Here is a 25548-nt window from a genome sequence, read left to right as displayed (position 1 = left end):
CGTCTCTCTGTGCGTGGGCCGGAAGGGGCCGGGCGGCGGGCGTCGTTGGATCTTACGGGGCGAGGAGGTGGAGCAGGAGCGCGTTCTGGGCGTGCATGCGGTTCTCTGCCTGGCGGAGGACGATGGAGCGGGGCCCGTCGATGACTTCGGGGGCGACCTCTTCGCCGCGATGGGCGGGGAGGCAGTGCATGAAGAGGGCGTCGTCGCCCGCGATGTTCATGAGGTGTTCGTTGACCTGGTAGGGCGCGAAGGTCTTGACGCGCTGGGCCTGCTCGGACTCCTGGCCCATGCTGGTCCATGTGTCGGTGTAGACGGCGTCGTTGCCGTAGACGGCTTCGATCTCGTCGGTGATGGTGAGCGTGCCGCCGCTGTCTTTGAGGAGTTTGCCGGCCGCCTTGACGGTCTGCTCGTCGGGCTCGTAGCCGGGGGGGCAGACGGCGGTGAAGCCCATGCCGAGGGTGGCAGCGCCGAGCATGAGGGAGTTGCACACATTGTTGCCGTCGCCGACGAAGGCGAGCTTGGCGCCCTTGAGATCGCCGAGTTTCTCCTTAAGAGAGAGCAGATCGGCGAGGGCCTGGCAGGGGTGATAGAGGTCGGAGAGCGCGTTGATGACGGGGACGGTGGAGTGCTTCGCGAGGTTCTCGATGACGGAGTGCTGGAAGACGCGCGCGACGACGCAGTCGGTCCAGAGGGACAGGTTGCTGCCGTAGTCGGCGACGGGCTCGCGCTGGCCGATGCGGGAGGAGGAGTGGTCGAAGTAGACGACCTTGGCGCCGAGTTTGGCGGCGCCGATTTCGAAGGAGACGCGTGTGCGCAGCGAGGGCTTCTCGAAGAGCATGACGAGGGACTTGCCTCGCAGGGCGTCTTCGTAGGCGAGGGGCTCGGCCTTGACGCGGATCGCGGTGTCGAGCAGGGCGTTGAGTTCAGTCGCCGAGAGTTCGCCGACGGAGAGGATGTCGGTGGCGGCGAGCGGGGAGATGGTCGTCTTCATGTCCGGGGCGGCGATGATCATGGCAGCCTCCTGAGCGCCGAATGGGAGCGCGGCGCGCGCGGATGCGGGTCGGTGGGGAGCGTCGTGACGCGATGATGGGGCCGGAGCGCGGCGGGTTGCTTACACGCCGAGCGTGAGTTCGGCGTGCTCGGCTCTTCGGACGCCGGGCAGGATGCGCGTGCCGACGAGTTCGCCCTCGGCGATGCGCTGGAGGTTGTGCGCGTCCTTCCACGACGCGATGACGGTGGGCGCGCCGGAGGCGTTGGCGGCGTGCACGGCGCCGCGGGCCTTGGGGATCATCCCGTTGCCGATGACGCCGGAGTCGATCATGTGCTCGACCTGATCGGCGCGCATGGAAGCGACGAGGGCGCCGCGCTGGTCGAGGATGCCCTCGACATCGGTGAGAAGGACGAGGCCCCGAGCGCCGACGATCCAGGCGACGGCGGCGGCGGCTTCGTCGGCGTTGACGTTGAGGGCTCCGCCCTGATCGTCGAAGCCGATCGAGGAGAAGACGGGGAGGAAGCCGGTGCGGATGAGGGAGAGGGGGAGGCGCGGATCGCCGCCCACGACCTCGCCGACGCGACCGGGGTCGAAGGAGAACTTGGTGGACTTGACGCAGCGGGCGAACATGCCGTCGGCGAGGGTGAGGCCGACGGCGGGGACGCCTCGGACCTGGAGCTGGGCAACGACGCCGGTGTTGATGACGCCGTTGAGGGTTGCGACGACCTCGCCGATGTGCTCGTCGGGGGTGATGCGAATGCCTTCCTTGCGGTCGGACTTCATGCCGAGCGCGGCGAGGCGCCGGTCGATGGCGGTCCCGCCGCCGTGGACGAGGATGATCCCGCGCGACTGGGTCTGGTGGAGGCGCGCGATGGCGTCCCACAGGGCGGACCCGGCGTCCGGATTGTCGACGGCGGCGCCGCCGAGTTTCACGACGAGGGGGCCGTTCGCGTGGGCGAGGGGGTTGTCCATATCGAAGGAGATCATCATGGGCGGTTGACGCGCGGCGTCAAGCCCGCGCCCTCCGGCTGGTTGGTGCGGATGTTCATGCACTGCACGGCCTGGCCGGCGGCGCCCTTGACGAGGTTGTCGATGGCGCTGACGACGATCAGGTGGCGGCTCGCGTCGTCGCTGGCGAGCGCGAGGTCGCAGAAGTTGGTGTGGGCGACGGCGTTGATAGTGGGCCACTCGCCCTGAGGGAGGAGCCGGACGAAGGGCTCGTTGGCGTAGAGAGAGTCGTAGAGGTCGCGGACCCTGGCGCCGGTCCAGCCCGGGGCGAGGTCGACGTGGATGGTGGACAGGATGCCGCGATCGAACTGGCCCAGGTGGGGCGTGAAGATGGTTTTCGTGTTGGCGTAGGCGTCGATCTCGGGCTGGTGGCGGTGAGAGAGGACGGCGTAGGGCTGGAGGGAGAGCTCGCAGAAGGAGGTCTTGAGGGAGGCGGCGCGTCCGGCGCCGCTGACGCCGCTGGTGGAGTCGATGATGGGCGCCCGGCCCTTCTCGATCGCGCCGGCCTTGACGAGGGGCGCGAGGGGGATGATCGAGGAGGTGGGGTAGCAGCCGGCGCAGGCGATGAGCTGGGCCTTGGCGAGGTGAGCGCGGTGGAGTTCGGGCAGGCCGTAGACGGCGCGCTCAAGCCAGTTCAGGGCGGGGTGGGGCTGTGCGTAGTGGGCCTCGAAGATCGCGGGGTCCTTGAGGCGGAAGGCGGCGGCGATGTCGATGACGACGGGGGCGCCGGGGGCGCCGGGGGCGCCGGGGGCGTCGAGGAGAGATGGGGCGAGGGTGAGACTGGCGGGGACGGGGGTGGCGAGGAAGACGACATCGGGGCGGGTGGCGAGGATGGCGTCGGGGGTTCCGGCGACGATGGGGAGCGTGATGAGGCCGCGGAACTGGGGGAAGAGCTGGTGGTAGTGCTGGGCGTCGCCTGCGGACTCGCTGCCGCGCTTGTCGGAGCCGAAGAGGCCGACGAGTTCGACCGAAGGGTGCGCGAGGAGGATGCGCACGAGTTCTCGCCCGCTGTAGCCGGAGGCGCCGACGACGGCGACGCGGATTGTGGAGGGGGAGTTGGTCATCGGACAAACGGGCGGGTCATGGGTCGCGGCTGACGCGACGCGTGGCGAGGGTGACGCGAAAGGAATGATTCGGAGGGGGCCCGGACGCGTTTCAACGCGTCGATTCGCGGGTCACTCGAGACCGGCGAAGACGCGGAAACGGTGCACGATCGATCTGGCTCGCTCGCCGCTGCGGCAGGCGAGGAAGAGGGTGTCGTCGCCGGCGATGGTTCCGACGACGCCGTCGATGCCGGCGCCGTCGAGGACGACGGCGAGGGCCTGCGCGTGGCCCGGGGCGGTCTTGAGGACGACGAGGTTGCCGGCCTGCTCGGCCTCGATGAGGTGCTGGCGGATGGCGCGTTCAACGGCCTGCTGGCGGTCGGTGCGGGCGAGGGCGGGCTGCGCGCCGGGTTCGGGGAGGACATAGCCCTCGGGGCCTTTGGCGACGCCCAGATCGCGGAGGTCGCGCGAGAGGGTGGCCTGGGTGACATCGACGCCCTCGGCGCGGAGCAACTCGCGGAGCTGCTCCTGCGAGTGCACGCCGCCGTGGGCGATGATGTCCGAGATGAGGCGCCCTCGACGGGCTTTCTGCGCGACCATGTGCATCATTATACATCGGCATGAATAGTCATGTCAATGAGCGGTGCGCGCGGATTTTTCGGGCCTGCGCTGGCTGGGCGTTCGGAACTGCGAGGCCTGGCCCGGGGAGCGGCACGCGGGACCAGGCGGAATGAGGGTGGATTCACCGCATATTCACCGGATGACCACGCGCCGGGGCGAAGATCCTGCTGTGAGACACGGGACACGGGGCGACGAGCCCCCTCCCCCACTGCCGGACAACTTTGGAGACGAGCCATGCCGAATAAACAGCAGACCAAAGGGACCGTGAACAAGGCCAAGGGCAAGGTCAAAGAGGCCGCGGGTCGCGCCACTGGCAGCGAGAAACTGCAGGCCGAGGGCAAGGCCGACCGCGCCAAGGGTCACTTCGAGAAGAAGGTCGGGGACGCGCGCGAGGGCGTCGAGAAGACCACCAAGCGAGCGGCCGACAGGATGACCTGACCGTTGCATTCACCGCGCTGCCACGGGACAGCGAGAACGAACTGCCACTCCCGATCTCCCGCCGCGGCGGCACAGGGTCGCGGCGGGATTCACCGAATCGCCTCATTCGTTGCCCGCGCGTTCACTCGCGAGGGCGGGATCGCCGCGAGCCGGCGCATCCCGATGCGGCACGACCGGACCCTGAGAGAGATCCGGTCGTGCCGTTTTTTGCTCGTGGATGTCGCGGTCGAGCGGGGTTGGTCAGGGCTGCATGAGCGACGCGCCCAGGCCGGGGCGCCCGCAGCCGGCGCAGGCGCCGTGCATGATGGCGTCGGCCGGGAGCGGCGCGCTGAGGGTGTCGGCGCCGGCGATCTCGAAGTAGAAGGGTTTGCGTGCGCGTTCGACGGGGGCGACGATGTTGAGGTTGCTCGCGTCGTAGACGAGCCCGTTGGCGACGGTGTACTGGATGAATTCCGAATCGCGGATGTCGGCGGTTGGGTCCTTGCCCTTCTGGATGACGATGATGTCGGCGAGTTTGCCGACCTCGAGGGAGCCGATGTCCTTGTCGAGGCCGAGGTACCTCGCGCCGTGCATGGTGCCGGAGCGGAGCGCTTCCATGGGGGTCATGCCGCCCTGCTCGAACATCCACATCTCCCAGTGGGTGCAGATGCCGGGGAGCTGGCCGTGGCCGCCGGCGTGGACGGTCTCGCCGATGTCGTAGATCTGCTTGGCGAGGGCGGCCTGCCGGATGTGGTTGTAGTCCTCGTCGGGGGCGGTGGTGCGCCGGCGAGCGCGCGGCTCGACGATGTGCATGGGGATGAAGTTGGTGACGCGCTCGTTGCGCCAGACCTCGGTCTTGTCGTACCAGTAGTTCTCGCCGCCCAGGCCGCCGTAGGCGACGCAGAGGGTTGGCGTGTAGCCGACCTGCGCGCCCTTCCACATATCGAGGACGTCTTTGTAGACGCGTTCGACGGGGAGGGTGTGCTCGACGCCGGTGTGGCCGTCGACGATCATGGTCATGTTGTGCATGAAGGTGGAGCCGCCCTCGGGGACGACCATCATGCCGAGTTCGCGCGCGCCGGCGAGGACCTGCTGGCGCTGGTCGCGCCGGGGCTGGTTGTAGCTCTTGACGCTCCACGCGCCGATGGCCTGCATGCGCCGGAGGTGGAACTTCGCGTCGTCGAGGGAGTCGACCTCTGCCTTGAACGAGCCGGCGGCGCCGTAGAGGATCGTGCCGGTGCTGAAGGTGCGCGGGCCGGGGACGAGGCCGGCCTTCACCATCTCGCTGCTGGCGAAGATGGTGTTGGTGTCGTTGCTGGGATCGTGGATGGTGGTGACGCCCATCGCGAGCTGCGCGGTGTTGACCCAGTTCTGCTGGGGGATGATGCCGGCGACGCCCTGGCTGCCGTGCGCGTGTGTGTCGACGAAGCCGGGGAGGATGACCTGCCCGTCCACATCGATGATCTTCGCGCCGCGCGGGGTGATGATGTCGGACGCCTTGCCGACCTGCGTGATGCGGTTGCCCTCGATGACGACGGCGCCGTTCTCGATGACGTCGTTGTTGTCGTTCATCGTGACGACGCGCCCGCCGGTCAGAACGACCGCGGGGCCCTGGGGTTTCGCGTGCGCCTGCTTGAAGCCGATGGCAGTCGTGGTGACGGGCTCGTCGGGGATCTTGCGGTTCTCGTTGAGGAACGCGAAGGTGTCGGAGAGGCGGCGCGAGGAGAGCGTGGGCCCGAGGGACCAGTGGAGCGTTTTGGAGTCGCCCGAGAAGTGGATCCACTCGCCGGCGTCGGTGGTGACCTTGGCCATGGGCGTGGACGATCCGGAGGGGCCGACCTTCACGGTCTTGCCGGTCTGGACGAAGGGCGCGACGTGCACGTTGAAACGCTCGATGAAGGCGACCCACGCGCCGTTGGGAGACACCGCGTAGCGCGTGGCCCAGTCGCTGGTGAAGTGGGTGCGCTCCTCGCTGCCGTCGAGGTTCATGGAGACCAGCGTGCGGTTGTCGGCGTCGCGCCCGCCGGAGGCGCGCTCGACGAAGACGCGGTCGGAGCGATCGGCGAACTGGGGTCGCGACCCGCTGCGCGTGACGAGGGTGGGTTCGGAGCCCTCGGAGGAAACGCGGAAGACGCCGGTGTCGTGGCTGTGGAGTGGCGAGGTGAGCCAGCCGCCGCCGACCTTGGAGAAGACGACGGTCTTGCCATCGGGCGAGAACACGGGGTCGATGTAGTGGCCGGGGGTTCGGGTCAGGGTGCGCGGGAGCGGCGCGTTGGCGCCGGTGACCACGGGCGCGACGCGCACGGAGCCCATGGTTTCGTCGTTCCAGGTCGTGTAGACGATGGAGCGCCCGTCGCGCGAGAACGACGGGTACATCTCGAAGTGGTCGTTCTGCGTCGTCAGGCGCCGGGGCTGGCCGCTGGGGAGGTCCTTGATGTAGATCTTGCCGAGCGCCTGGAAGGCGACCTTGTCGCCCATGGGGGAGACATTCGTCCAGCGGATGGCGCGGACGTCGAACTGCTCGGGCGCGACCTCGATGGGGAAGCGGACGGCTTCGGCCATGGTGCGTGTGTCGCGGACGCGGAAGGGGATCTCTTCGGCGCGCCCCGAGGCGACATCGACCTTGCGGATCTTGCCGCGGGCCCAGATGACGATGGACTTCGCGTCGGGCGTCCACGCGAACGCGGGGTAGACGCCGTGGATGGCCCAGGCCTCCTGCATATCGCGCTCGAGGTCGTCGTAGAGGCGGGTGATCCTGCCGGTCTGGGTGTCGAAGAGGTGGAGGGTGCTCTTGCCGTCGTGTCGACGGACGAAGGCGATGGTCTTGCCGTCGGGCGAGGGCGTGGGTCTCGCCGCGCCGCCGGGTCCGGTGATGTATCGCTCGCTGCGTCCGGTCTCGAGCTCGAGGCGGTTGACGACGTAGATCTGGCTGTTGGAGTCCTTGTCGTACTCGAAGTTGGAGCCCGGCGCGACATCCTCGGAGAAGTAGAGGTATTTCCCGTCGGGGGAGAAGATGGGCTCGTTGACGTCTTTCTGATCGGTGGGCTTCTCGGTGAGTTGGAGCCCGCCGGCGCCGCCGCCCTCGACGCCGCTGATGTGGTAGAGCCACATCTCGCCCGCGCCGAGCGAGCGCCTGCTTGTGAAGTGCTTGCGCGCGACGATGTACTCGCCGGAGGGGTGCCAGTTCGGGCCGTTGAGAAGGCGGAAGGTTTCCTGGGTGATCTGGCGGAGGGACTCGGGGTCGGCGTCGCGTTTGATGATCCAGATGTTGTCGCCGCCCTTGCCGTTCTTGCCGGTGCGGTCGGAGGTGAAGGCGACCCACTCTCCGTTGGGCGAGAAGCGTGGCTGCATGTCCCAGGCGACGCCCGAGGTGAGTTTGCGGGGCTCGGCGCCGGGGGCGCCGGTGATGGGCATGATGTAGAGGTCGCCCAGCATGTCGAAGACGATGTCGCGCCCGTCGGGAGAGACATCCAGGGACATCCAGGTGCCCTCGGTGGTGTCGATGCGCTGCTCGCGCGTCTTGCCGGTGAGGCCCTTGTCGACATCCCACTTCTTGGCGTCCTTGTCGTCGGACGCGAGGGCGGGGTGGACGAGGAGCGAGAGGCCGGCGAGGGCGACGAGCGTGCGGAGCGTGGCGGAGATCGGGCGTGAGCGCGGCATGGAGGTCCTCGCGAAAGACGGAACAGGACGAAACGGCGGACGCCAAGCGTACCGCCGAATCGGCGGTCGGGTCGCGTTCGGAGCGGGATTCCGGCGTCGGACTCCCCCTGCGCGGCGTGCGCGACGCTATGTTGCTCTCGCCATGACCGAACGCCCCAAACCGCCGCACACGCCCGTTCCCGAGGTCCCGGACGCACCCGCCCCCCCGAAGAAGCGGAATGTCTTCGACCGCTTCCTGAGCGGGATCGAGTGGGTGGGGAACAAGCTGCCGAACCCGGTGACGCTGTTCGCGCTGTTCGCGCTGGGTGTGATCGTGATCAGCGCGATCGCGGCGCACTTCGGCGTGGCGGTCGCGGACCCGCGCCCCAACGCGCCGGACGGCGCGCAGATGGTCGCGCGGAGTCTGCTGACGGCGGAGGGCGTCCGCTGGATGAGCGAGAGCATGGTCAAGATCTTCGTCGAGTTCGTGCCCCTGGGCACGGTGCTCGTCGCGCTGCTGGGCGTGGGGGTTGCGGACAAGTCGGGTCTGTTGTCGGCGGCGATCCGCGCGCTGGTGCTGTCGGCGCCGAAGAACCTCGTCACGCTGGTCATCGTGTTCGCCGGCATCCTGAGCAACACGGCGAGCGAGATGGGGTACGTGGTGCTCATCCCGCTCGCGATGGTGATCTTCCACTCGCTGGGCAGGCACCCGTTCGCCGGGATGGCTGCGGCGTTCGCGGGCGTCTCGGGCGGGTACTCGGCGAACCTGCTGATCGGCACGATCGACCCGCTGCTGGCGGGCATCACGCAGGAAGCAGCGCGCCTGATCGACCCCGATTACGAGGTGCACGCCGCGGTCAACTGGTACTTCATGATCGCGAGCACCTTCCTGATCACGATCGCCGGGTGGCTGGTGACGGCGAAGATCGTGGAGCCGCGTCTTGGCAAGTACGATGTCAACAACGCCGACGAAACGGTGGATCGCACGCCGAAACTCGGTCGTCTGAGCGCGCAGGAGCGCAAGGGGCTGATCTGGGCGGCGGTGAGCGTGGCGCTGGTGACGCTGCTGACGGTGGTGCTCGCCGGGCCGCAGGCGTCGTGGCTGGCGTCGTGGATGCAACACATCCCCGGCTACGGCGTGCTGCGCAACCCGAACCCGGCGGCGACGGGCGCCGACGCGTTCAAGCCCCTGCTCAACAGCGTGGTGGCGCTGATCCTGATCTTCTTCCTGATCCCCGGCGTGGTGTACGGGAAGATCGTCGGGACGATGAAGAACGACGTGGACGTGATCAACGCGATGGCGGACGCGATGAAGAGCATGGGGCTCTACATCGTGCTGGTGTTCTTCGCGGCGCAGTTCGTGGCGTACTTCAACTATTCGGGCCTGGGGACGATCCTCGCGGTGCTGGGGGCCGACGCGCTGATCGCGATGCGCCTGGACAACCCTGTGATCTTCGTGCCCTTCATCCTGCTGTGCGCCGCGGTGAACCTGGTGATCGGCTCGGCGAGCGCGAAGTGGGCGGTGACGGCGCCGATCTTCGTGCCGATGCTGATGCAGATCGGGTACAGCCCGGAGGTCATCCAGACCGCGTATCGCGTGGGCGACAGCACGACGAACATCATCACCCCGATGATGTCGTACTTCGGGCTGATCCTCGCGATGGCGACCCGCTACGACAAGAAGCTGGGCATCGGCACGATGGTGAGCACCATGCTGCCCTACACGATCGTGTTCCTGATCGGGTGGACGATCCTGTTCTATGTCTGGATCTTCGGGTTCGGGCTGCCGGTCGGGCCCGGCGCTCCGACGCGTTACCCGTCGGAGCTGGCGCCGAAGGAGGTCATCGACGGCGCGGTGTCGGCGGTTCAGGCGGCGGGGTTGCTCGTCGCGGGGCGCTGACCCTTGCCGTTGGTCACGCGGTCGAGGGCCTTGTTCGCGATGTAGCCGATGATGCCCAGCACGATGAACGCGGTGACGAGCCCGACGACGATCGTCATCATGCCGCGGTCCTTGACGGCTTCCTGGATGTTCTTGGCGCCCTGGGATGACCAGTGGTTGGCGAGGATGACGGCGGCGGAGGTGCGCGGCGTCATGCCGACGACGGTGCCGATGAAGTACGGGAGGAGCTTCACGCCGCTGGACGCGAGCACGCCGTTGGTGAGCGCGAAGGGCGAGTTGGGGGGCACGCGAACGAGCGTGACGATGCCGAGGGTCTTCCAGAAGCCCTGACCGATGAGCGCGTCGCGCACGGCGCGGGCCTTGATGTTCTCTTCGATGACGCGCTCGACGCGCCCTCTCGAGACGGTGCGCGCGATCGCGTAGCCGATGAGGGATGCGCCGCCGAAACCGGCGAGGGCGGCGGGGATTCCGATCCAGATTCCGAAGACCCATCCCGCGAGGATGGACTGCGCGTAGGTCGGCAGGAAGCCGAGCCCGGCGCTGACGATGAAGATCGAGACATAGACGAAGACGGACATCGCCAGCCCGTGCGTCTGGAGCCACTCGCTGGCGTAGTCGATGCGCGCGAGCAGGAAGATGCCTCCCAGCGCCGGGGCGACCGTCCACAGCAGCCCGAGCAGGCCGGCGGGCCCGAGTCGCTGGAGGAGCGAGCGCTTCTCGGCCGGCAGGGGCTTGGGATACTCGGGGGTCGTGGGCTGGTCGGTGGTCATGGGGGCGATGCTAGGGGCGCCCCGACGCGTCACGCGCCGCCCGGGAGCGCGGGAGCCGGCGGGGCGGCGACGCCCGCCGCCGCGGCGGATCCGGCGACGAACCCGCTCGCCCAGGCCCACTGGAAGTTGAAGCCACCGATGCGCCCGTCGACGTCGCAGATCTCGCCGCAGAGGTGCAGCCCGGGCACGATTCGGGACTCCATGGTCTCGAGGCGGATCTCGCTCAGCGGCACGCCCCCGGCGGTGACCTCGGCGTAGTTCCAGCCCCTGTCGCCGGTAACAGGCAGGCGGAGTGCGCAGAGGGCGTTGGCGAGCGACTTCCGCGCGTCGCGCGAGAGCGATGCGCCGGTGGACGAGGGATCGACGCGCGCCAGGTCGCAAAGCGTGCGCGCGAGGCGCTCGGGCAACTCGTCGCGCAGGAACGAAGCGACGGTCGATTTCCCGAGCGCGAGGAGTGATTCCTCGACCTGCTGCTCGCGGCGCTCGGGCAGGAAGCTGGCGACGAGCGAGGACGACTGGTCGTCGCGGAGCGCGTCGGTGTAGTAGCGGCTGATGTTCATCGCGCAGGGGCCGGACAGCCCGAAGTGCGTGAACAACAGCGAGTCGGTGAACGACTCGAGTCGCTTGCCGGCGCCTGATCGCACCTCGAGCGTCGCGCGCACCGACAGCCCCGACAGCGCGCACAGCGGGTGGTCCTTGGGCATCGTCAGAGGCACGAGCGACGGGAACACGCGCTTCGTGATCGTGTGCCCCAGCGAGCGCGCCACCTCGTGGCCCAGCCCGTCCGAGCCGCTGCGCGGCAGCGAACGCCCCCCGGTCGCGAGGATCACGCGTCGCGCGAGGATGCCCCCCCACCCCTTCCCGTGCTCGGCGCCCGGGTCCTCGTCGACGCCGAACCAGCCCTCGTCGAGCACGCGCACGCCCCCGACGCGCCGGGGGTGGAGCACCTCGACGCCGGCGTCTCGGGCCGCGCCCAGCAGCGCGTCGAGCACGGTCCGCGCGCTGTCGGTCGTGGGGAAGAGCTTCCCGGTGTCCTCGAGTTTGAGGTGCACGCCGAGCTCGCGGAAGAACCCGACCGTCCGCTCGACCGGGTAGCGGAGCAGCACCTTGCGGATCGCGTTGCGGCTGGAGCCGGCGTAGTCGCCCTCGGAGACGGTGTGGTGGGTCACATTGCAGCGCCCACCCCCTGCGACGAGGATTTTGGCCCCCAGAGATCTGGCGCCGTCGAGCGCGACGATCCGGGGGCGAGCCCCGGCGCCGCGGGCGGCCCGGCCCGCCCAGATCGCCGCCATCAGACCGGCGGCCCCGGCCCCGACGACCACGATGTCGGCTCGCGCCTCGCTCATGGCCCCCAGCGTAGGCCGGGAGGGGGCGGAATCGACCCAGAAGCCCCGGTCCGGCGTCGGCGCGTCTTTCCCGGCATCCAGCGAAGCGCGACCCGCGAAAGCCCGAACAAATCCTCACGACCTCGCGCTCCGTGCGACAAAATCGGGTAACAATGTCCGTTAGAATGCCCCCCAGTCCGTTCCTTGCGCAGATCCTCGACGCCTCGGCGTCCGGCTACGCCGTCCTGGCGACGGAACGCCTGATGCTGCGCCGGCCCGAGGTCGCGCACCGCTTCGCGCCGCACCCGCGCCTGGCGTGGAAAGAGAATCTGACTGGCCGGCTGTACGACCTGTCGGACGCGATCCAGCAGGGTCGCCCGAGTCTCTTCATCGATCAGGTGCTGTGGGGCAAGATCGCCTTCGCGGCGCGCGGCGTGCCCCTGGGCGACCTGCGTGAGAGTCTCGTCGCGCTGCGTGAGGTGCTCACCGACGAGCTCCCCGAAGCGGAGCGCGCCAAGCCGCTGCAGATCATCCAGATGTCGCTCGACGCGCTCGAGGCGGCGCCCGACGAAGCGCCCTCGGCGCTGTCGGTCGACACGCCGCACGGGCGCCTGGCCGCGAAGTACGTGCTCGCGCTGCTCGAAGGCGACCGCCGCGCCGCGAGCGCGATGGTGCTCGACGCCGTGGACGCCAACCGGGTCTCGCTGCACGACGCCTACCTGAGCGTGCTCGTTCCTGCGCAGCAGGAGCTTGGGCGGATGTGGCACATGAACGAGATCTCCGTCGCCGAGGAGCACTTCGTCACCGCGACGTCGAAGATGATCATGTCGCAGCTCCTGGCCCGGGCGCCCAAGTCGCCAGCCAACGGCAGGACGGTCATCGCGTCCGCCGTCGAAGGCGACACGCACGACGTCGGCCTGCGCGTCGCGTCGGACTTCCTCGACATCGACGGGTGGCGCGTGATCTACCTCGGCAACAACATGCCCGCGACCGACCTCGTCCAGGCGGTTTCCGACTTCCGCGCAGACCTGCTCGCGCTCTCCGCCACGCTTCCCTCGCAGCGCCGCAACGTCGCCAAGGCGATCCGCATGCTGCGCGAACGCCCCGAGATCGCTCGCGTGCCCGTGCTGGTGGGCGGGCGCGCGTTCTGCAACGACGAGACCGCGTGGAAGGACGCCGGCGCCGACGCCATCGCCTGCGACGCCCACGACGCGGTCCGCGTCGCGCGCTCGCTCGTCGGGCTCAGCGCCCCGGTCCTCTGACAAACGCCGCGACCGGGAACACATCGAGCAGGTCGCGCAGCGCCGCGCGCCCCCCGAGCGCCCGCTCACGCCCGGTGAACACCTCGCGCCACGCGCCGCCGTTCCCGCCCTCGATCTCGACCGACGCGTCGCCCCACGCCGCCCCGACCATCGGGCACGCCGGGCCCCACCCGCGCGACGCGACGACCACGGCGCATCGCTCGCCAAGGCGGCGCTCGAACGCCACGAACGGATCGCCCTGGCGCGACAGCGCCACGACGCCGCCCCTCGTGAACAGCCCGGGCGAAGCCCGGCGCGCACGCAGCGCCTCGCGCACGACGAACTGCTTCACGCGCCCGTCGAGCCACGACGACAGCAGTTCGCGCGCCGTCTCGACGCTCGCGCCGCCGACCGTCGCGAGCGACTGGCCGGCGGCGCCGAAGTCGACGGGCCGCCGGTTGTCCGGGTCGACCAGACTGAAGTCCCAGCGGTCGTTCCCCCAATAGATGTCCGGCGCGCCCGGGGCGAACGCCTTGAGCACGCACTGCGTCAGCGAGTTCTCCATCCCGCGCAGCGCGACCCGCTCGCGCAGCGCGTGGAAGCCGTCCCTGAACTCCCTCGCCGCCCCCGGCGCGCACACACGCTCCACGAATCGCTCCCACGCCGCCTCATACTCGCCGTTCGGCGTGATCCAGTTGCTGTGACGACCCGACTCCCGCGCCGCCTTCACCACGTACCGACGCACGCGCTGGACGAACTCGGGCAACTCATCCCCGTGCAGCGGCCACGCCCCCAGCAGCGTCTGGTAGGTGAACAACTCGTCAATCGCGTCGGGCGCCGGAACGCCCCCGACGCGATCCTTCAGCGACGCGTTCGCCTCGGCCCATTCATCGGCGAGCGCAACCCATTCCGCGCCGAGCGTCGTCAGCGCGAACAGACGCGCCCGCACATCCTCGCTCCGCTTCGTGTCGTGCGTCGAGGTCGTGGTCATCGCCAGCGGGTGATCGCCGACGCGCCGCCCGTTGGCGTCGTGGAAGTCCCCCACCGTGCAGCCGCCCTCCCACGCGCGCGCCTCCACGCCGATCTCGTTGAGCGCCAGGCACCTCGCGTCGTTGTAGAGCGTCGCGTCCTCGAACCCCTTCGCCGCCAGGGGCACCGTCATCCGCTGCCACATCGTCACGAACGCCCAGCGCAGACGCTCGCGCCCCGCGTCGTCGCCCGGGCGGGACGGCCCGACCAGCGCGTCGCGCACGAACTCCAACGCGCGCAGCGCGTCGGAGTCGCCCAGGATCTGCGCCGCCGCGTCGCAGGCGGCGTGCGCCGCGCGGACATCGTCGTCGCTCGCGTGATCGGGCGTCAGATAGGTCCTCACCACGGGGCAGCGCGCCGCGGACGCGATCACCGCCCGGCGCACGTCGCTGGGCCGGATGTCGCGCGTCGAGGGCGACGCCCACGCCAGCACGACCGCCGCGTCCACCAGCTCATCGGTCTCGCCGCGGAACAGCCGCTCGCTCACCTCGAGCTTCTTCGCGAGTGCGGCGTTCTCGAGGTCGGGGGTCGAGCCCGTCGCGCGCGCGTACCAGCTCCCGATGGTCGCGAGCCCGCCCGGGTCCGCCAGCACGCCGGTCAGCGACGAGAGCAGGTCGTAGCCGGTCGTCCCGTCCACGGGCCAGTCGCGCGGCAGACGCTCGCCCTCGCCGAGCGTTTTCTCGACATAGATCAACGCCGCGCCCTCGCGCGAGCCGCGCGAATAGGCGTCTCTCAGCAGCCCCCGAAGGCGGCGCGTGTACTCCGCCGGGTCCGCCAGCCCGTCGATGTGGTCGACGCGCACGCCGTCGATCAGGCCCTCCGACGCCAGATCGCCCACCAGCGCGTGCGTCTCGCGGAAGACTTCCTCGTCGTCCATGCGCAGCGCGACCAGATCGCCGATGTCGAAGTACCGCCGGTACGCCACCAGCTCGCGCGCCAGTTCCCAGTGCACCAGCGCGTAGTGCTGGGACTCGAGCAGCTCGTCGAGCTCGTCGGACGCGTGCGCCGGGTCGTCGCGCAGCGGCAGGCGCCTGCCGTGCGCCTCGATCGCGACCGACGCCCCGTCTCGAACCACGCGCACCTGGCCCTCCTCCACGGCGCGTCGGAGCGGCGCGCCGAGGATCGGGAGCAGAAGACGCCGATGACCCGCCGCCCCGAACGGTCGCCAGCGCAGGTCGAACCACTTCGCGAACCGCGAGGACTCGCCCCGCGCGAGAACGTCGCGCCACTGCGGGCCGTGCTCGCTGCTGGCCATGTGGTTCGGCACGATGTCGATCAGCACCCCGAGCCCGCGCTCGCGGCAGGCGCGCACGAAACGCTCGAACCCCTCGCGCCCACCGAACTCGGAGCGCACGCGCGTCGGGTCCGTCACGTCGTACCCGTGCCGGCTGCCCGGGACCGCCTCGAAGATCGGTGAAAGGTACGCGTGCGAACACCCCAGCCCGGCGATCAGATCCAGCGTGCGCGCGGCGTGCTCAAAGCCGAAGTCGGGCGTCAGCTGAAGCCGGTAGAACGCGATCGGATCGGTCGAGCCCATCCCGTCAGCCCACCCTGATGCGCAGGCGCGTGCACATCTCGCGGAACTTGTGCGTCCACTTCTGCGACGCCTCGTCTCCCCTCGCCTGCTGCTGCGGGTAATGGGTCCGCAGCAGCGTGTAGAACACGTTCTGCGTCGTCCACAGACTCGCGTCGAAGGGCATCCGCTCCGCGACCGCGAGTATGCGGTCACAGTCTCGCAGCAGCGAGAAGTTGTCGGGCTTATCCAGGAACGCGAACGCGCGCCGCTCGATGGCGCGCTGGCTCGCGAAACTCAGCGCCGGCTTGTCCAGCTCGAGCGCGTAGTCCCGAGCCGCGCCGATCATCCGGTCCAGCGACGGCTCGTCCAGCTCGTCGATCTCGAGAAGCCGGCGCAGTTCGATGTTGACGACGAACTCCGCCGCCAGACGCAGCGCGCGGGGCATCGGCACGCCTGAGTCGAGCAGGAACCGCATGAGCGGCGCGTGGTCGTCGAACATCCTCCGGTACGACGCCTCCACCTGCGACAGCGTCGCGTCGAGGATCTCGTCGAGGATCCGGCGCTGCTCGTCCTGGAAGAGCAGCTTCACCGAGCATCGCTCTTCCTGGAAATGCTTGTCGAGCGAGCGGATCGTGTCCGCGAAGTCCGCCCGCGAGAACGCGCCGGACAGGTCGTGCAGCATCTCCTTGTACGCGACCTCGCCCTGGTAGCGCCGCACCGACGCCGTGAGGTTCTGATCGCCCAGGTGCAGCACGCCGAACGAGATGATCTCGCTCTCCTCGACGATCGTCGACGCGATCCGGACACGCCCGACCGCGAGCTTCGACCGCCCGGCGACGAACCCCTGGTAGTCTTCCACCTCCACCGAATAGCAGTAAAGACTGTCCCGCTGCGCGTACTCCTCGAAGAGCGAGCTCATCGCGAAGTGCGCCCCCACCGTGTGCAGATCGATCTTCGCCGGGCGCACGAACCGGTCGTACACCTCGCGCCCGTCGCCGTTCTCGGGGACATTGCTCACGGCCGCCGACACGCGGTCCAGGAACTCGGGCTCGAAGTCCTTCCCCCCGACATCGCTGGCGAGCTGCATCGCGCGACAGGCGTAGCGCATCACCTGCGTGGTCTCGATCCGCGACAGGTCGTCGAAGAACCAGCCGCAGCTCGTGAACATCAGCATCGACTGGCGCGCCATCTCGAGCAGCTTGAGCGCCTTGATCCGCCGGTCGCCGACGACATCACCCACCCCGTGCTCGGTGAGGAACGCGCCGATGGTCGCCTCGTTGCGATCGAGCACCACCGCGATGTAGGCGTCGCGCGCCGCCCAGCAGTCGCGCAGCAGCCCGCCGCTCTCGCGCTCGAAGACCTCGCCGAGGCGGTCTCGCAGCCAGTCGAGCGCCTGGCGCAGGGGCGCGCGCCACTTCTGGTTCCACCCGGGCAGCCCCCCCGTCGTGCAGCCGCAGTCGCTCCGCCAGCGCTCCACGCCGTGCGCGCAGCTCCAGGCCGTGTTCTCGAAGACCTCCACCTCCATCTCGGGGGGGAAGCGCTCGAGATACTCCGCGTAGTTCGTCAGTCTCGCGGACCCGGTGCGCTCGATGTACTCCAGCGCGTACGACAGCGCCATCTCGCCGTGCTTGTGGTGATGCCCGTAGGTCTCGCCGTCGGCGGCGATGTGCATCAGCTGCGCCCAAGGGCGAGAGTCGTTGAACCCGCTCATCAGGCGCTCGGCGAACCGCTCGCCCTGCTTCAGGATGCCCTCGAACGCCACGGCCCGCGACACCGGCCCGTCGTAGAAGAACAGCGCGATGCTCCGCCCCGAGGGCAGACGCTGCAGGTACGGACGCGTCGGGTCGATCCGCCCGCCGCTCACGTCGTGCCACAGGTTCTCACCAACGGCTCGCACGCGCGCCGCCTGCTGCGGCGCCAGCACCGTGAACGCGATCCCCTGCTCCGCCATGAAATCCAGCGTCTCGACGTCCACCGCCGTCTCCGCCAGCCACATCCCCTCCGGGCGACGCCCGAACCGCTTCACGAAGTCCGCGACGCCCCACAGCACCTGCGTCCGCTTGTCGCGCGAGTTCGCCAGCGGCGCGATGATGTGGTTGTAGGTCTGCGCGATCGCGCTGCCGTGCCCGGAGAACCGCTTCTGGCTCCTCTTGTCCGCCTCGACGATCGCCGCGAGCGTCGCCGGCGCGTGGCGCTCCATCCACGACAGCAGCGTCGGCCCGAAGTTGAAGCTCGTCTTCTCGTAGTTGCTGACGATCTCGCGGATCAGCCCCTCGTCGTCGAGCAGACGCGACGCCGCGTTCGGCGCGTAGCACTCCGCCGTGATGCGTTCGTTCCAGTCGTGGTAGGGGTACGCGCTGTCCTGGAGCTCGACCTCCTCCAGCCACGGGTTCTCCCTCGGGGGCTGGTAGAAGTGGCCGTGGATGCAGACGAATCGATCCATATGGATGACCGGGGCGCGACGGGAAAGGTGCGGGTCGGGCGGACGCTCGGGCGTGCGGGAAGATACCTCATCGGCCCGCGACGGGCGCGCGCCCAGCAAACCGGGGCGCGATCAGCCGTTCCCCTCCCGCTTGAGGAACACCACGCCCAGCGGGGGCAGCGTCAGACTGACCGAATGGGGACGCCCGTGCCACGGGGTCGGCGAGCTCGCCGCGCCGCCCATGCTCCCCCACCCGGCGCCGGCGTACTCCTTCGCGTCGCTGTTGACGATCTCGCGCCAGAACCCGGCAGTTGGCACGCCGACACGATAACTCTCGCGCGGGATCGGCGTGAAGTTGCACACCACCACCACGTCGTCCTTCGGGTCGCCGCTGCGACGAAGGAACGACAGGACGCTGTTCGCGGCGTCGCCCCCGTCGATCCACTCGTACCCGGAAGGGTCGCAGTCGCGCGCGTGCAGCGCCGGCTCGCTCCGGTAGACCTCGTTCAGTCGCGACAACAGGTCGCGCACCCCCCTGTGCAGCGGGAACTGCAGCAGGTGCCAGTCCACGCTCGACTCGTGGTTCCACTCGTCCCACTGCGCCACCTCGGCCCCCTGGAAGAGCAGCTTCTTCCCGGGCTGCGCGAACATGTACGCGTACAGCAGGCGCAGATTCGCGAATTTCTGCCAGTCGTCGCCCGGCATCTTGCGCAGCAGCGAACCCTTGCCGTGCACCACCTCGTCGTGCGAGAGAGGCATCACGAAGTTCTCGTTGAACGCGTAGATCATCCGGAAGGTGATCTCGTTGTGGTGGTGACGCCGGTGGATCGGGTCGCGCGACATGTACACCAGCGTGTCGTGCATCCACCCCATGTCCCACTTGAACCCGAAGCCGAGCCCCCCGCTGCTCGTCGGGCGGCTCACCATGGGCCACGCCGTCGATTCCTCCGCGATCGTCTGCGCGCCGGGGACCTCGCGGTACACCGCCTCGTTCAGCGTGCGCAGGAAGCGGATCGAATCGAGGTTCTCCCGACCGCCGTGCTCGTTGGGGACCCACTCCCCGTGCTTGCGCGAGTAGTCCAGATACAGCATCGACGCCACCGCGTCCACGCGCAGCCCGTCGATGTGGTACTTCTTCAGCCACAGCATCGCGCTGCTGAGAAGGAACGACTTCACCTCGTTGCGCCCGAGATTGAAGATGTAACTCTTCCAGTCCGGATGGATCCGCTGGCTCTCCTCCGCGTGCTCGTACAGGTGCGTCCCGTCGAAATACGCCAGCCCGTGCCCGTCGCTGGGGAAGTGCGAGGGCGACCAGTCCAGGATCACCCCGATCCCTCTCTGGTGCAGCGTGTCGACCAGGAACATGAAGTCCTGCGGCGTGCCGAACCGGCTCGTCGGCGCGAAGAACCCCGTCGCCTGATACCCCCACGACCCGCCGAACGGGTGCTCCATCACCGGAAGAAACTCCACGTGCGTGAAGCCCAGCTTCTCGAGGTGATCCGCCAGTCGCGGCGCCAGCTCGCGGTAGGTCAGCGACCGGTTCCCCTCCTCCGGCACGCGCATCCACGAACCCAGATGACACTCGTAGATCGACATCGGTTCGCGCAGCGCGTGCCTGCCCGCACGCTCGCGCATCCACGAATCATCGCCCCAGTCGTACTCAAGATCCCACACCACGCTCGCCGTCTTGGGCGGGATCTCGTGAAGCAACCCCATCGGATCGGAACGCTCTGATTCATAGCCGTTGTGGCGCGAACGCACGAGATACTTGTACACAGCGCCCTTCTCGAGCCCCGGAACAAAGCCCCACCACACGCCGCTCTCGCCAAGCGATCGCAGCGGCACGCCGGGGCGCGTCCAGCCGTTGAAGTCCCCGATGACCGCCACACGCTCCGCGTTCGGCGCCCACACCCCGAACGCGACGCCGCGCTCGCCGTCCAGAGTCACCGGGTGCGCCCCCAGGCATCCGTGCAACTCGAGATTGCTCCCCTCGTTGAACAGCCACAGGTCGTCCCGGCTCGGCCCGGCCCCGGGGGGCACACTGAACGCCGCGTTCGCGGCGGCAACGGCGCGATCCGCGTCGACGGTCTTCGGCGCTCGCGGCGCGACGGCTCGCTTCTGGTCAGCCATGGGCGATCCTCCTGCGCGATGTGCGCTTCGTATTGTTGCGCCGCGAAACCCTGATGTCGTGAACCTCGCGCAGCGTTTCTGCGACGCGTGAATCCGCCATCATCCCCTCGAGCGTCAGCGACGCGCGCCGCCTCCAGTTGGGCAGCTCGAACGATGTCCCCGGCACGTTCTGGGGCCGAGTCTCCCCCCACAGGTCCTCCAGCGTCACCAGCAGCGCGTCCGCGTCGCCGCCCGCCAGCGCTCGCGTCACGGCGCGCATCGCCGGAAGCTCGCCCTCCACCGCTCCGGAGCCCCCCGCTCGCCTGGCCAGCCACGACGAGAGCGCCCGCGTCGTCTTCACACGACCGGCTCGCTCCGCGGCGCACTGCGCCTCGTCCATCAGCCCGAGCGAACGCCAGATATCGATGTCGGCCCCGCGCCACCACGCCGCGAAGGGCGGCACATCGTGCGTGTTCAGACTCGCCAGCGTCCCGGCCGGCGCCGGGTCCATCGCGCGACGAGCGTCTGCACGCACAGCGAACTGCGCGACATGCATCCCCAGCACGCCGCGCGTGCGCATCGTGCGCGTCACCACCGGCGGGACAGCGCCGAGGTTCTCGCCCACGACGCGGCACCGCTCGCGGTGCGACAGCAGGCACACCAGCGCGAGCTGCTCGTCCAGCGACTGCTGGATGTACAGCCCCTCCTTCGCGCCGAATCCCGCCGGCACCACGAAAAGCCGGTGCAACCCCATCACATGGTCGATCCGCACGCCGCACGACACACGCATCAGCGTCTCGAGCGACTCGCGCAGGATCGGGTAGCAACGCTCGCGCCCCACGCGAGGGCACGCCGGCGCAAAGCCCCACGACTGCCCTGCCGTGAACAGCGGGTCGGGCGGCGCGCCGACGCTCAGCCCCTCGAGCAGCTGCCCGCGGAAACGCCACGCGTCGAACCCGTCCGAGTGCACGCCCAGAGGCAGGTCCAGGTACAGCCCGCCGCGATCCTCCCCGCCGGTCAACGCGCCCATCTGGTCGCGCATCGCGAGCTGCGCGTACGCGTGCGAAAGATACGACGGGTCGCTCGGCGAGACCTGGTCCAGCACGGCCCGGTCGGACGCGTCGGGCCACGAACGCCACCCGGCGCGCCGACGCTCGACGAGCGCACGGAAACACGCGTACTGGTCGAGCAGACGGTCCTCTTCGATACGCTGCCAGAGCGCGCCCGATCCGGCGCTGGCGCGATCCATCTCGCGCGCCGCGATCGCGTCGATCTCCGCGCGCTTCCTCGCGTATACGCCGCGGTACTCCACGAGCGATCCGGTGTCGGGCGGGCCCGACCCGCGCGAACCGCCCGTGTCGAGGTACAGCTCGTTCCAGAACGCGCGCGAGACCGGCGCGTACGGGCTCGGGTCGAACGGCTCGTCCAGATACGACGCGAACAGGGGCAGCGTGCCCACGAACGACGACCCAAGCGACGACGCCCAGTCTCGCAGCGCGCGCAGGTCAGTCAGGTCCGCGATGTCGGGGCTGCGCTCGCTCGTCAGCGCGTACAGAGGCAGGAACACGCCCCACGCGTCCCACGGGCGCTCCGCGCCGAACGCCCTGCGAGGCGCCGCGATCACGCGCGACTCGGCCCGCATCGCGCCCACGCGCATCCGCAGCGTGTGCACCCCCATCGGGGCCGCGCCCTTCGGGCCAGGGCAGATGAAGAGCCGCACCGGGATCCGCGCCCCGGCGTCGACGGCCTGCCGCTCGGCGCGCGACGGGGCACGCTCTCGCAGCGCCGCCTTCCACGACACGACGCCACCGTCCTCGAGCGCCAGCTCGCAGTGCGCGTCGCGGGCGCGCTCGCCGCGAGGCAGGCGAACCGCGATGCCCGAGAGTTTCCCGCCCCACGCCAGCGTCACGGGCTCGAGAGTCCGGTCAAGTCGCTCCACCGCCAGCGCGCGCGTCGCGCGCGACAGCCCCTCGACGGTCACAGCTTCCACGCCCATCGCGCGCACCGTCGCGAGCGTCGAGTCAAGCGGCGCGCGCCGGCGCTGCCCGAGCCCGTCGGTGTACCGGTCGCGCACGCCCAGCAACGCGCAGAGTGGCGCGAGCGTCTCTCGCATCGCGTGCTCGGGCGAGGCGCGGCTCACTCGGGCGATTCCTCCGCGAGCGCCAGGATGCCGCGCACCGGGATGCCGACCCACGACGGGCGGTTGTTCAGCTCGTACCCCAGCTCATAGATCGCCTTCTCGAGCAGGAAGCAGCGCAGCATGATCGCCAGATGCGCGCGGTTGCCCGTCAGCAGCGCGCCGTCGAGCGTCGCGAGGTACGAACGCAGGAACGACGCGCTCACGTGGTGACGCCAGAACCTGGCGCCGGCCTCGTACCGCGCCGCCTCCGCCTTCGCGGCATCGCCGAAACGCTCCATGTGGCGCGCCACGCCCATGAACGCCGCGTAGTGGTACGACCGGATCATCCCGGCCACGTCGCGCAGCGGCGAACGCTTCAGCTTCCGCTCGCCGATCGGACGCGCCGGCTCGCCCTCGAAGTCGATGATCACGAAGTCCCGACCCGTGAACAGCACCTGCCCGAGGTGATAGTCCCCGTGCGTGCGGATCCGCTCCCCGGCGAAGTCCTCCGACGCGATCGCCCGGAACGCGTGCAGGATCGTGTCCTCGGCCCTCAGCAGCGCGAGCGCGTCCTTCTGCGAGTCGTCCGGCACCATCGCGATCGATCGGCGCAGCGCCTCCAGAGACTGACGCGTGATCGTGCGCATCGACTGGTACAGCGCACGCTGATAGTGCGGCGCCGCGAAGGGCTCGGGCGCGAACGCCGGGTCGTCGCGATCGCTCGACAACGCCAGGTGCATCTCCGCCGTGCGCCGGCCAAGCAGCTCCGCGAAGGTCAGATAGGTCCCGATCCGATCGATCGCGTCCTGCGGCGTGGGCGACGCCGACGCCAGCAGCGGCGAGGGATCGCGAGGCGACTCCAGCGTCGCGTTGTCGTGCCGGACAGACTCGAAGTACTGGTCCGCCGACGCGAGCGCGTGCGACCACGCGTCGCCCTCGTTCACCACGAACCGCTGCAGCACCGCCAGCGTGCGCGGCTCCTTCCTCGGCTCGGAGAGGTGCAGAGAGCCGAGCACCTCCGGCGTGTTCGGGAACTTCGCGCGCCGCGTCAGGAACTCGCTCATCTCCAGGTCGGGGTTCACGCCCTCCTGCACCTTGCGGAACAGTTTCACGATCGCCGAGTCGCCCAGCGCCACCGAGGTGTTGCTCTGCTCGACGCCCAGGGGCATCGGGTTCATGTCCCCGCCGCCAACGCCTGCGTCGCGCGCCGAATCGACCGAGAGCGGCGCGTCCACGCGCTCGCCCCTGGCCAGCACGCCGCCGATCGCCGCGTTGAACGAGGGCAGCGAGGTCGCATCGACCAGCAGGAATCGGGTGTCCGACGGGGCGTCGATCCACGCGATCGCGGCCCACGGATGATCACGCAGGAGCACGCCTGCGTCGGCCTCGGGCACGGCGCTCAGGTGCACCGCGTACTGCTCGCCCTCGCCCTCGGTGTACGCGACATCGATCAGCGCGACCCGCGCGTCGATCGCGTCGTTGAGACGCATCGTCGAAGCGACACGCACAGCGCGGACCGTGCGCGACTTGGCCCCGAACCAGCGGCGCCCGGGCATCCACGACGCGATGGCGCTCTCGACGCGCGAACGAGACTGCCCCAGCAGCGCGTCCGCCCACTCGCCCGTCCGGATCGCGACCCGCGGCAGCGACGCGCCCAGCTCGCTGCTCGTGATCGTCCCCGCCGCGCTCGTCGAGGGGCGCAGCTCCAGCCAGTAGAACGAGCTCGGGCCCAGCGTCAGGAAGTACGGACGCTCACCGATCGCCGGGAACTTCGTCATCCCGAAGAGCTCCACCGGCGTCGCGCCCAGGTCCTTGCGCAGATCGAGCTCGACCGCCTGCACGAACCGGGACAGGTTCGCCACGACCAGGATGCGCTCGTTCCCGTCGTCGCGGATGAACGCCAGCACGCGCGGGTTGTCCGGGTGCAGGAACTCCACCGTGCCGCGCCCGAACACCGGGTGACGCTGACGCAGCGCGATCAGGCGCTTCATCCACGAGAGCAGCGACTGCGGGTTCGCCTGCTGCGCCTCGACGTTGATCGTCTCGTAGTGGTACTCCGGATCGATGATCGTCGGCAGGAACAACTTCTGAGGGTTCGCCTTCGAGAAGCCGGCGTTGCGATCGGCAGACCACTGCATCGGCGTGCGCACCGCGTCGCGATCGCCCAGATAGATGTTGTCGCCCATGCCGATCTCGTCGCCGTAGTACAGCACCGGCGTGCCCGGCAGCGCGAAAAGCAGGGCGTTCATCAGCTCGATCTTGCGACGGTTGTTGCCCAGCAGCGGCGCCAGACGCCGACGGATGCCCAGATTGATCCTCGCGCGCCGGTCGTACGCGTACGCCCGGTACATGTAGTCGCGCTCCTCGTCCGTCACCATCTCGAGCGTCAGCTCGTCGTGGTTGCGCAGGAACACCGCCCACTGGCACGACTCGGGGATCGCGGGCGTCTGCTGCAGAATGTCCACGATCGGGAAGCGGTCCTCCTGGTGCATCGCCATGTACAGGCGCGGCATCACCGGGAAGTGGAACGCCATATTGCACTCGTCGCCCTTGCCGAAATACGCGACCGAGTCCTCGGGCCACATGTTCGCTTCCGCCAGCAGCATCCGCCCGGGAAACTTCGCGTCGACGTGCGCACGGAGCTTGCGCAGGAACTCGTGCCCCTCCTTCAGGTTCTCGCAGTTGGTCCCCTCGCGCTCGAAAAGGTACGGCACCGCGTCCAGACGCACGCCGTCGACGCCCATCTCGAACCACTGGTCCATCACGCCCAGCATCGCGTCCTGCACCGCGGGGTTGTCGAAGTTCAGGTCGGGCTGGTGGTGGTAGAACCGGTGCCAGTAGTACTGCCCCGCCTGGCGGTTGAAGGTCCAGTTCGAGGGCTCGAAGTCCTTGAAGATGATGCGCACATTGCGGTACTTCTCGTCGGTGTCGCTCCAGACATAGAAGTCGCGCTCGGGGGACCCCTTGGGCGCCTTGCACGCACGCTTGAACCACGGGTGCTGGTCGGAGGTGTGGTTCAACACCAGTTCCGTGATGACCCGGATATTGCGCGCGTGCGCCTCCTTCACGAAGGCCTTGAAATCCTCGAGCGTGCCGTACGAGGGGTTGATCGAGGTGTAGTCAGCGATGTCGTACCCGTCGTCGCGCAGGGGCGAGGGGTAAAAGGGCAGCAGCCAGATCGCCGTCACGCCCAGGTCCTGGAGGTAGTCCAGCTTCTGCGTCAGCCCGGGGAAGTCGCCGATGCCGTCGCCGTTGCTGTCGTGGAACGCGCGGATGTGCGCTTCGTAGATGATCGCGCTCTTGTACCAGAGCGGGTCGGTGTCGAGCGTCGAGGCCGGCGCGGCGGGCTTGGTCGTGGGCATGGCGGTGGTCGTTCGAACGGCGGGGGCGGATGCGAT

At 69.2% G+C, this 25548-nt stretch carries 15 protein-coding genes; 3 read left to right on the top strand and 12 right to left on the bottom strand.

The window, feature by feature from the left end:
* Nucleotides 1–52 precede the first annotated feature (52 nt).
* The 4 genes from KF684_07305 to KF684_07290 form a co-directional block, all read right to left on the bottom strand.
* The gene (locus tag KF684_07305; protein ID MBX3352726.1) at nt 53–1012 is read right to left on the bottom strand and encodes an ornithine carbamoyltransferase; all 960 of its coding nucleotides are present in this window, start codon (nt 1010–1012) and stop codon (nt 53–55) included.
* Between the two features lie 99 nt (nt 1013–1111).
* Nucleotides 1112–1981 carry an acetylglutamate kinase gene (argB, locus tag KF684_07300; GenBank protein MBX3352725.1) on the bottom strand — a complete coding sequence of 290 codons (870 nt, stop codon included), beginning with the start codon at nt 1979–1981 and terminating at the stop codon, nt 1112–1114.
* Nucleotides 1978–3063, bottom strand: a complete 1086-nt coding sequence (argC, locus tag KF684_07295) for an N-acetyl-gamma-glutamyl-phosphate reductase (GenBank protein ID MBX3352724.1) — start codon at nt 3061–3063, stop codon at nt 1978–1980. Before argC ends, argB begins: the two co-directional genes overlap by 4 nt.
* A gap of 111 nt (nt 3064–3174) precedes the next feature.
* Nucleotides 3175–3642 (bottom strand): hypothetical protein, encoded by a 468-nt coding sequence (locus tag KF684_07290; GenBank protein MBX3352723.1) that lies wholly within the window; start codon nt 3640–3642, stop codon nt 3175–3177.
* Nucleotides 3643–3897: 255 nt separating this feature from the next.
* Here KF684_07290 and KF684_07285 point away from each other — a divergent pair, with 255 nt between their 5' ends.
* Nucleotides 3898–4101: a CsbD family protein gene (locus tag KF684_07285; GenBank protein MBX3352722.1), complete on the top strand. Its 204-nt coding sequence runs from the start codon at nt 3898–3900 to the stop codon at nt 4099–4101.
* 240 nt (nt 4102–4341) lie between these two features.
* On the opposite strand, the gene KF684_07280 is transcribed toward KF684_07285, so the two are convergent.
* Nucleotides 4342–7740, bottom strand: coding sequence for a PD40 domain-containing protein (locus tag KF684_07280; GenBank protein ID MBX3352721.1), 3399 nt, complete (start codon nt 7738–7740; stop codon nt 4342–4344).
* A 142-nt stretch (nt 7741–7882) separates the two neighbouring features.
* Between KF684_07280 and KF684_07275 the strand changes: the two genes are divergently transcribed.
* Nucleotides 7883–9619, top strand: coding sequence for an AbgT family transporter (locus KF684_07275; GenBank protein ID MBX3352720.1), 1737 nt, complete (start codon nt 7883–7885; stop codon nt 9617–9619).
* On the opposite strand, the gene KF684_07270 is transcribed toward KF684_07275, so the two are convergent.
* Together KF684_07270 and KF684_07265 are read right to left on the bottom strand one after the other, a co-directional pair.
* Entirely contained in the window at nt 9586–10389 is an 804-nt protein-coding gene (locus KF684_07270; protein ID MBX3352719.1) for a TVP38/TMEM64 family protein, read from the bottom strand. The two genes, KF684_07275 and KF684_07270, sit on opposite strands and share 34 nt — an antisense overlap.
* Before the next feature lie 29 nt (nt 10390–10418).
* Complete coding sequence (locus KF684_07265) at nt 10419–11735, bottom strand: aminoacetone oxidase family FAD-binding enzyme (protein MBX3352718.1); 1317 nt, start codon at nt 11733–11735, stop codon at nt 10419–10421.
* A gap of 164 nt (nt 11736–11899) precedes the next feature.
* Between KF684_07265 and KF684_07260 the strand changes: the two genes are divergently transcribed.
* Complete coding sequence (locus KF684_07260; protein MBX3352717.1) at nt 11900–12976, top strand: cobalamin-dependent protein; 1077 nt, start codon at nt 11900–11902, stop codon at nt 12974–12976.
* On the opposite strand, the gene treY is transcribed toward KF684_07260, so the two are convergent.
* The 5 genes from treY to treS all read right to left on the bottom strand — a co-directional run bounded on the left by treY (nt 12957) and on the right by treS (nt 25512).
* Nucleotides 12957–15521 carry a malto-oligosyltrehalose synthase gene (treY, locus tag KF684_07255; GenBank protein MBX3352716.1) on the bottom strand — a complete coding sequence of 855 codons (2565 nt, stop codon included), beginning with the start codon at nt 15519–15521 and terminating at the stop codon, nt 12957–12959. The genes KF684_07260 and treY overlap by 20 nt on opposite strands.
* A gap of 4 nt (nt 15522–15525) precedes the next feature.
* Entirely contained in the window at nt 15526–17943 is a 2418-nt protein-coding gene (locus KF684_07250) for a DUF3536 domain-containing protein (GenBank protein ID MBX3352715.1), read from the bottom strand.
* A gap of 111 nt (nt 17944–18054) precedes the next feature.
* The gene (gene glgB, locus KF684_07245; GenBank protein MBX3352714.1) at nt 18055–20052 is read right to left on the bottom strand and encodes a 1,4-alpha-glucan branching protein GlgB; all 1998 of its coding nucleotides are present in this window, start codon (nt 20050–20052) and stop codon (nt 18055–18057) included.
* Nucleotides 20045–22171, bottom strand: a complete 2127-nt coding sequence (locus KF684_07240) for a 4-alpha-glucanotransferase (GenBank protein ID MBX3352713.1) — start codon at nt 22169–22171, stop codon at nt 20045–20047. Before KF684_07240 ends, glgB begins: the two co-directional genes overlap by 8 nt.
* Nucleotides 22168–25512 carry a maltose alpha-D-glucosyltransferase gene (treS, locus tag KF684_07235; protein ID MBX3352712.1) on the bottom strand — a complete coding sequence of 1115 codons (3345 nt, stop codon included), beginning with the start codon at nt 25510–25512 and terminating at the stop codon, nt 22168–22170. The genes KF684_07240 and treS overlap by 4 nt, the downstream gene beginning before the upstream one ends.
* Between the last annotated feature and the right edge of the window lie 36 nt (nt 25513–25548).

This window comes from Phycisphaeraceae bacterium (assembly GCA_019636675.1).
Lineage (GTDB): Bacteria > Planctomycetota > Phycisphaerae > Phycisphaerales > UBA1924 > JAHBXC01.
Note: the sequence above shows the minus strand (reverse complement) of the source record. Positions and strands in the feature narration are given on the sequence as shown.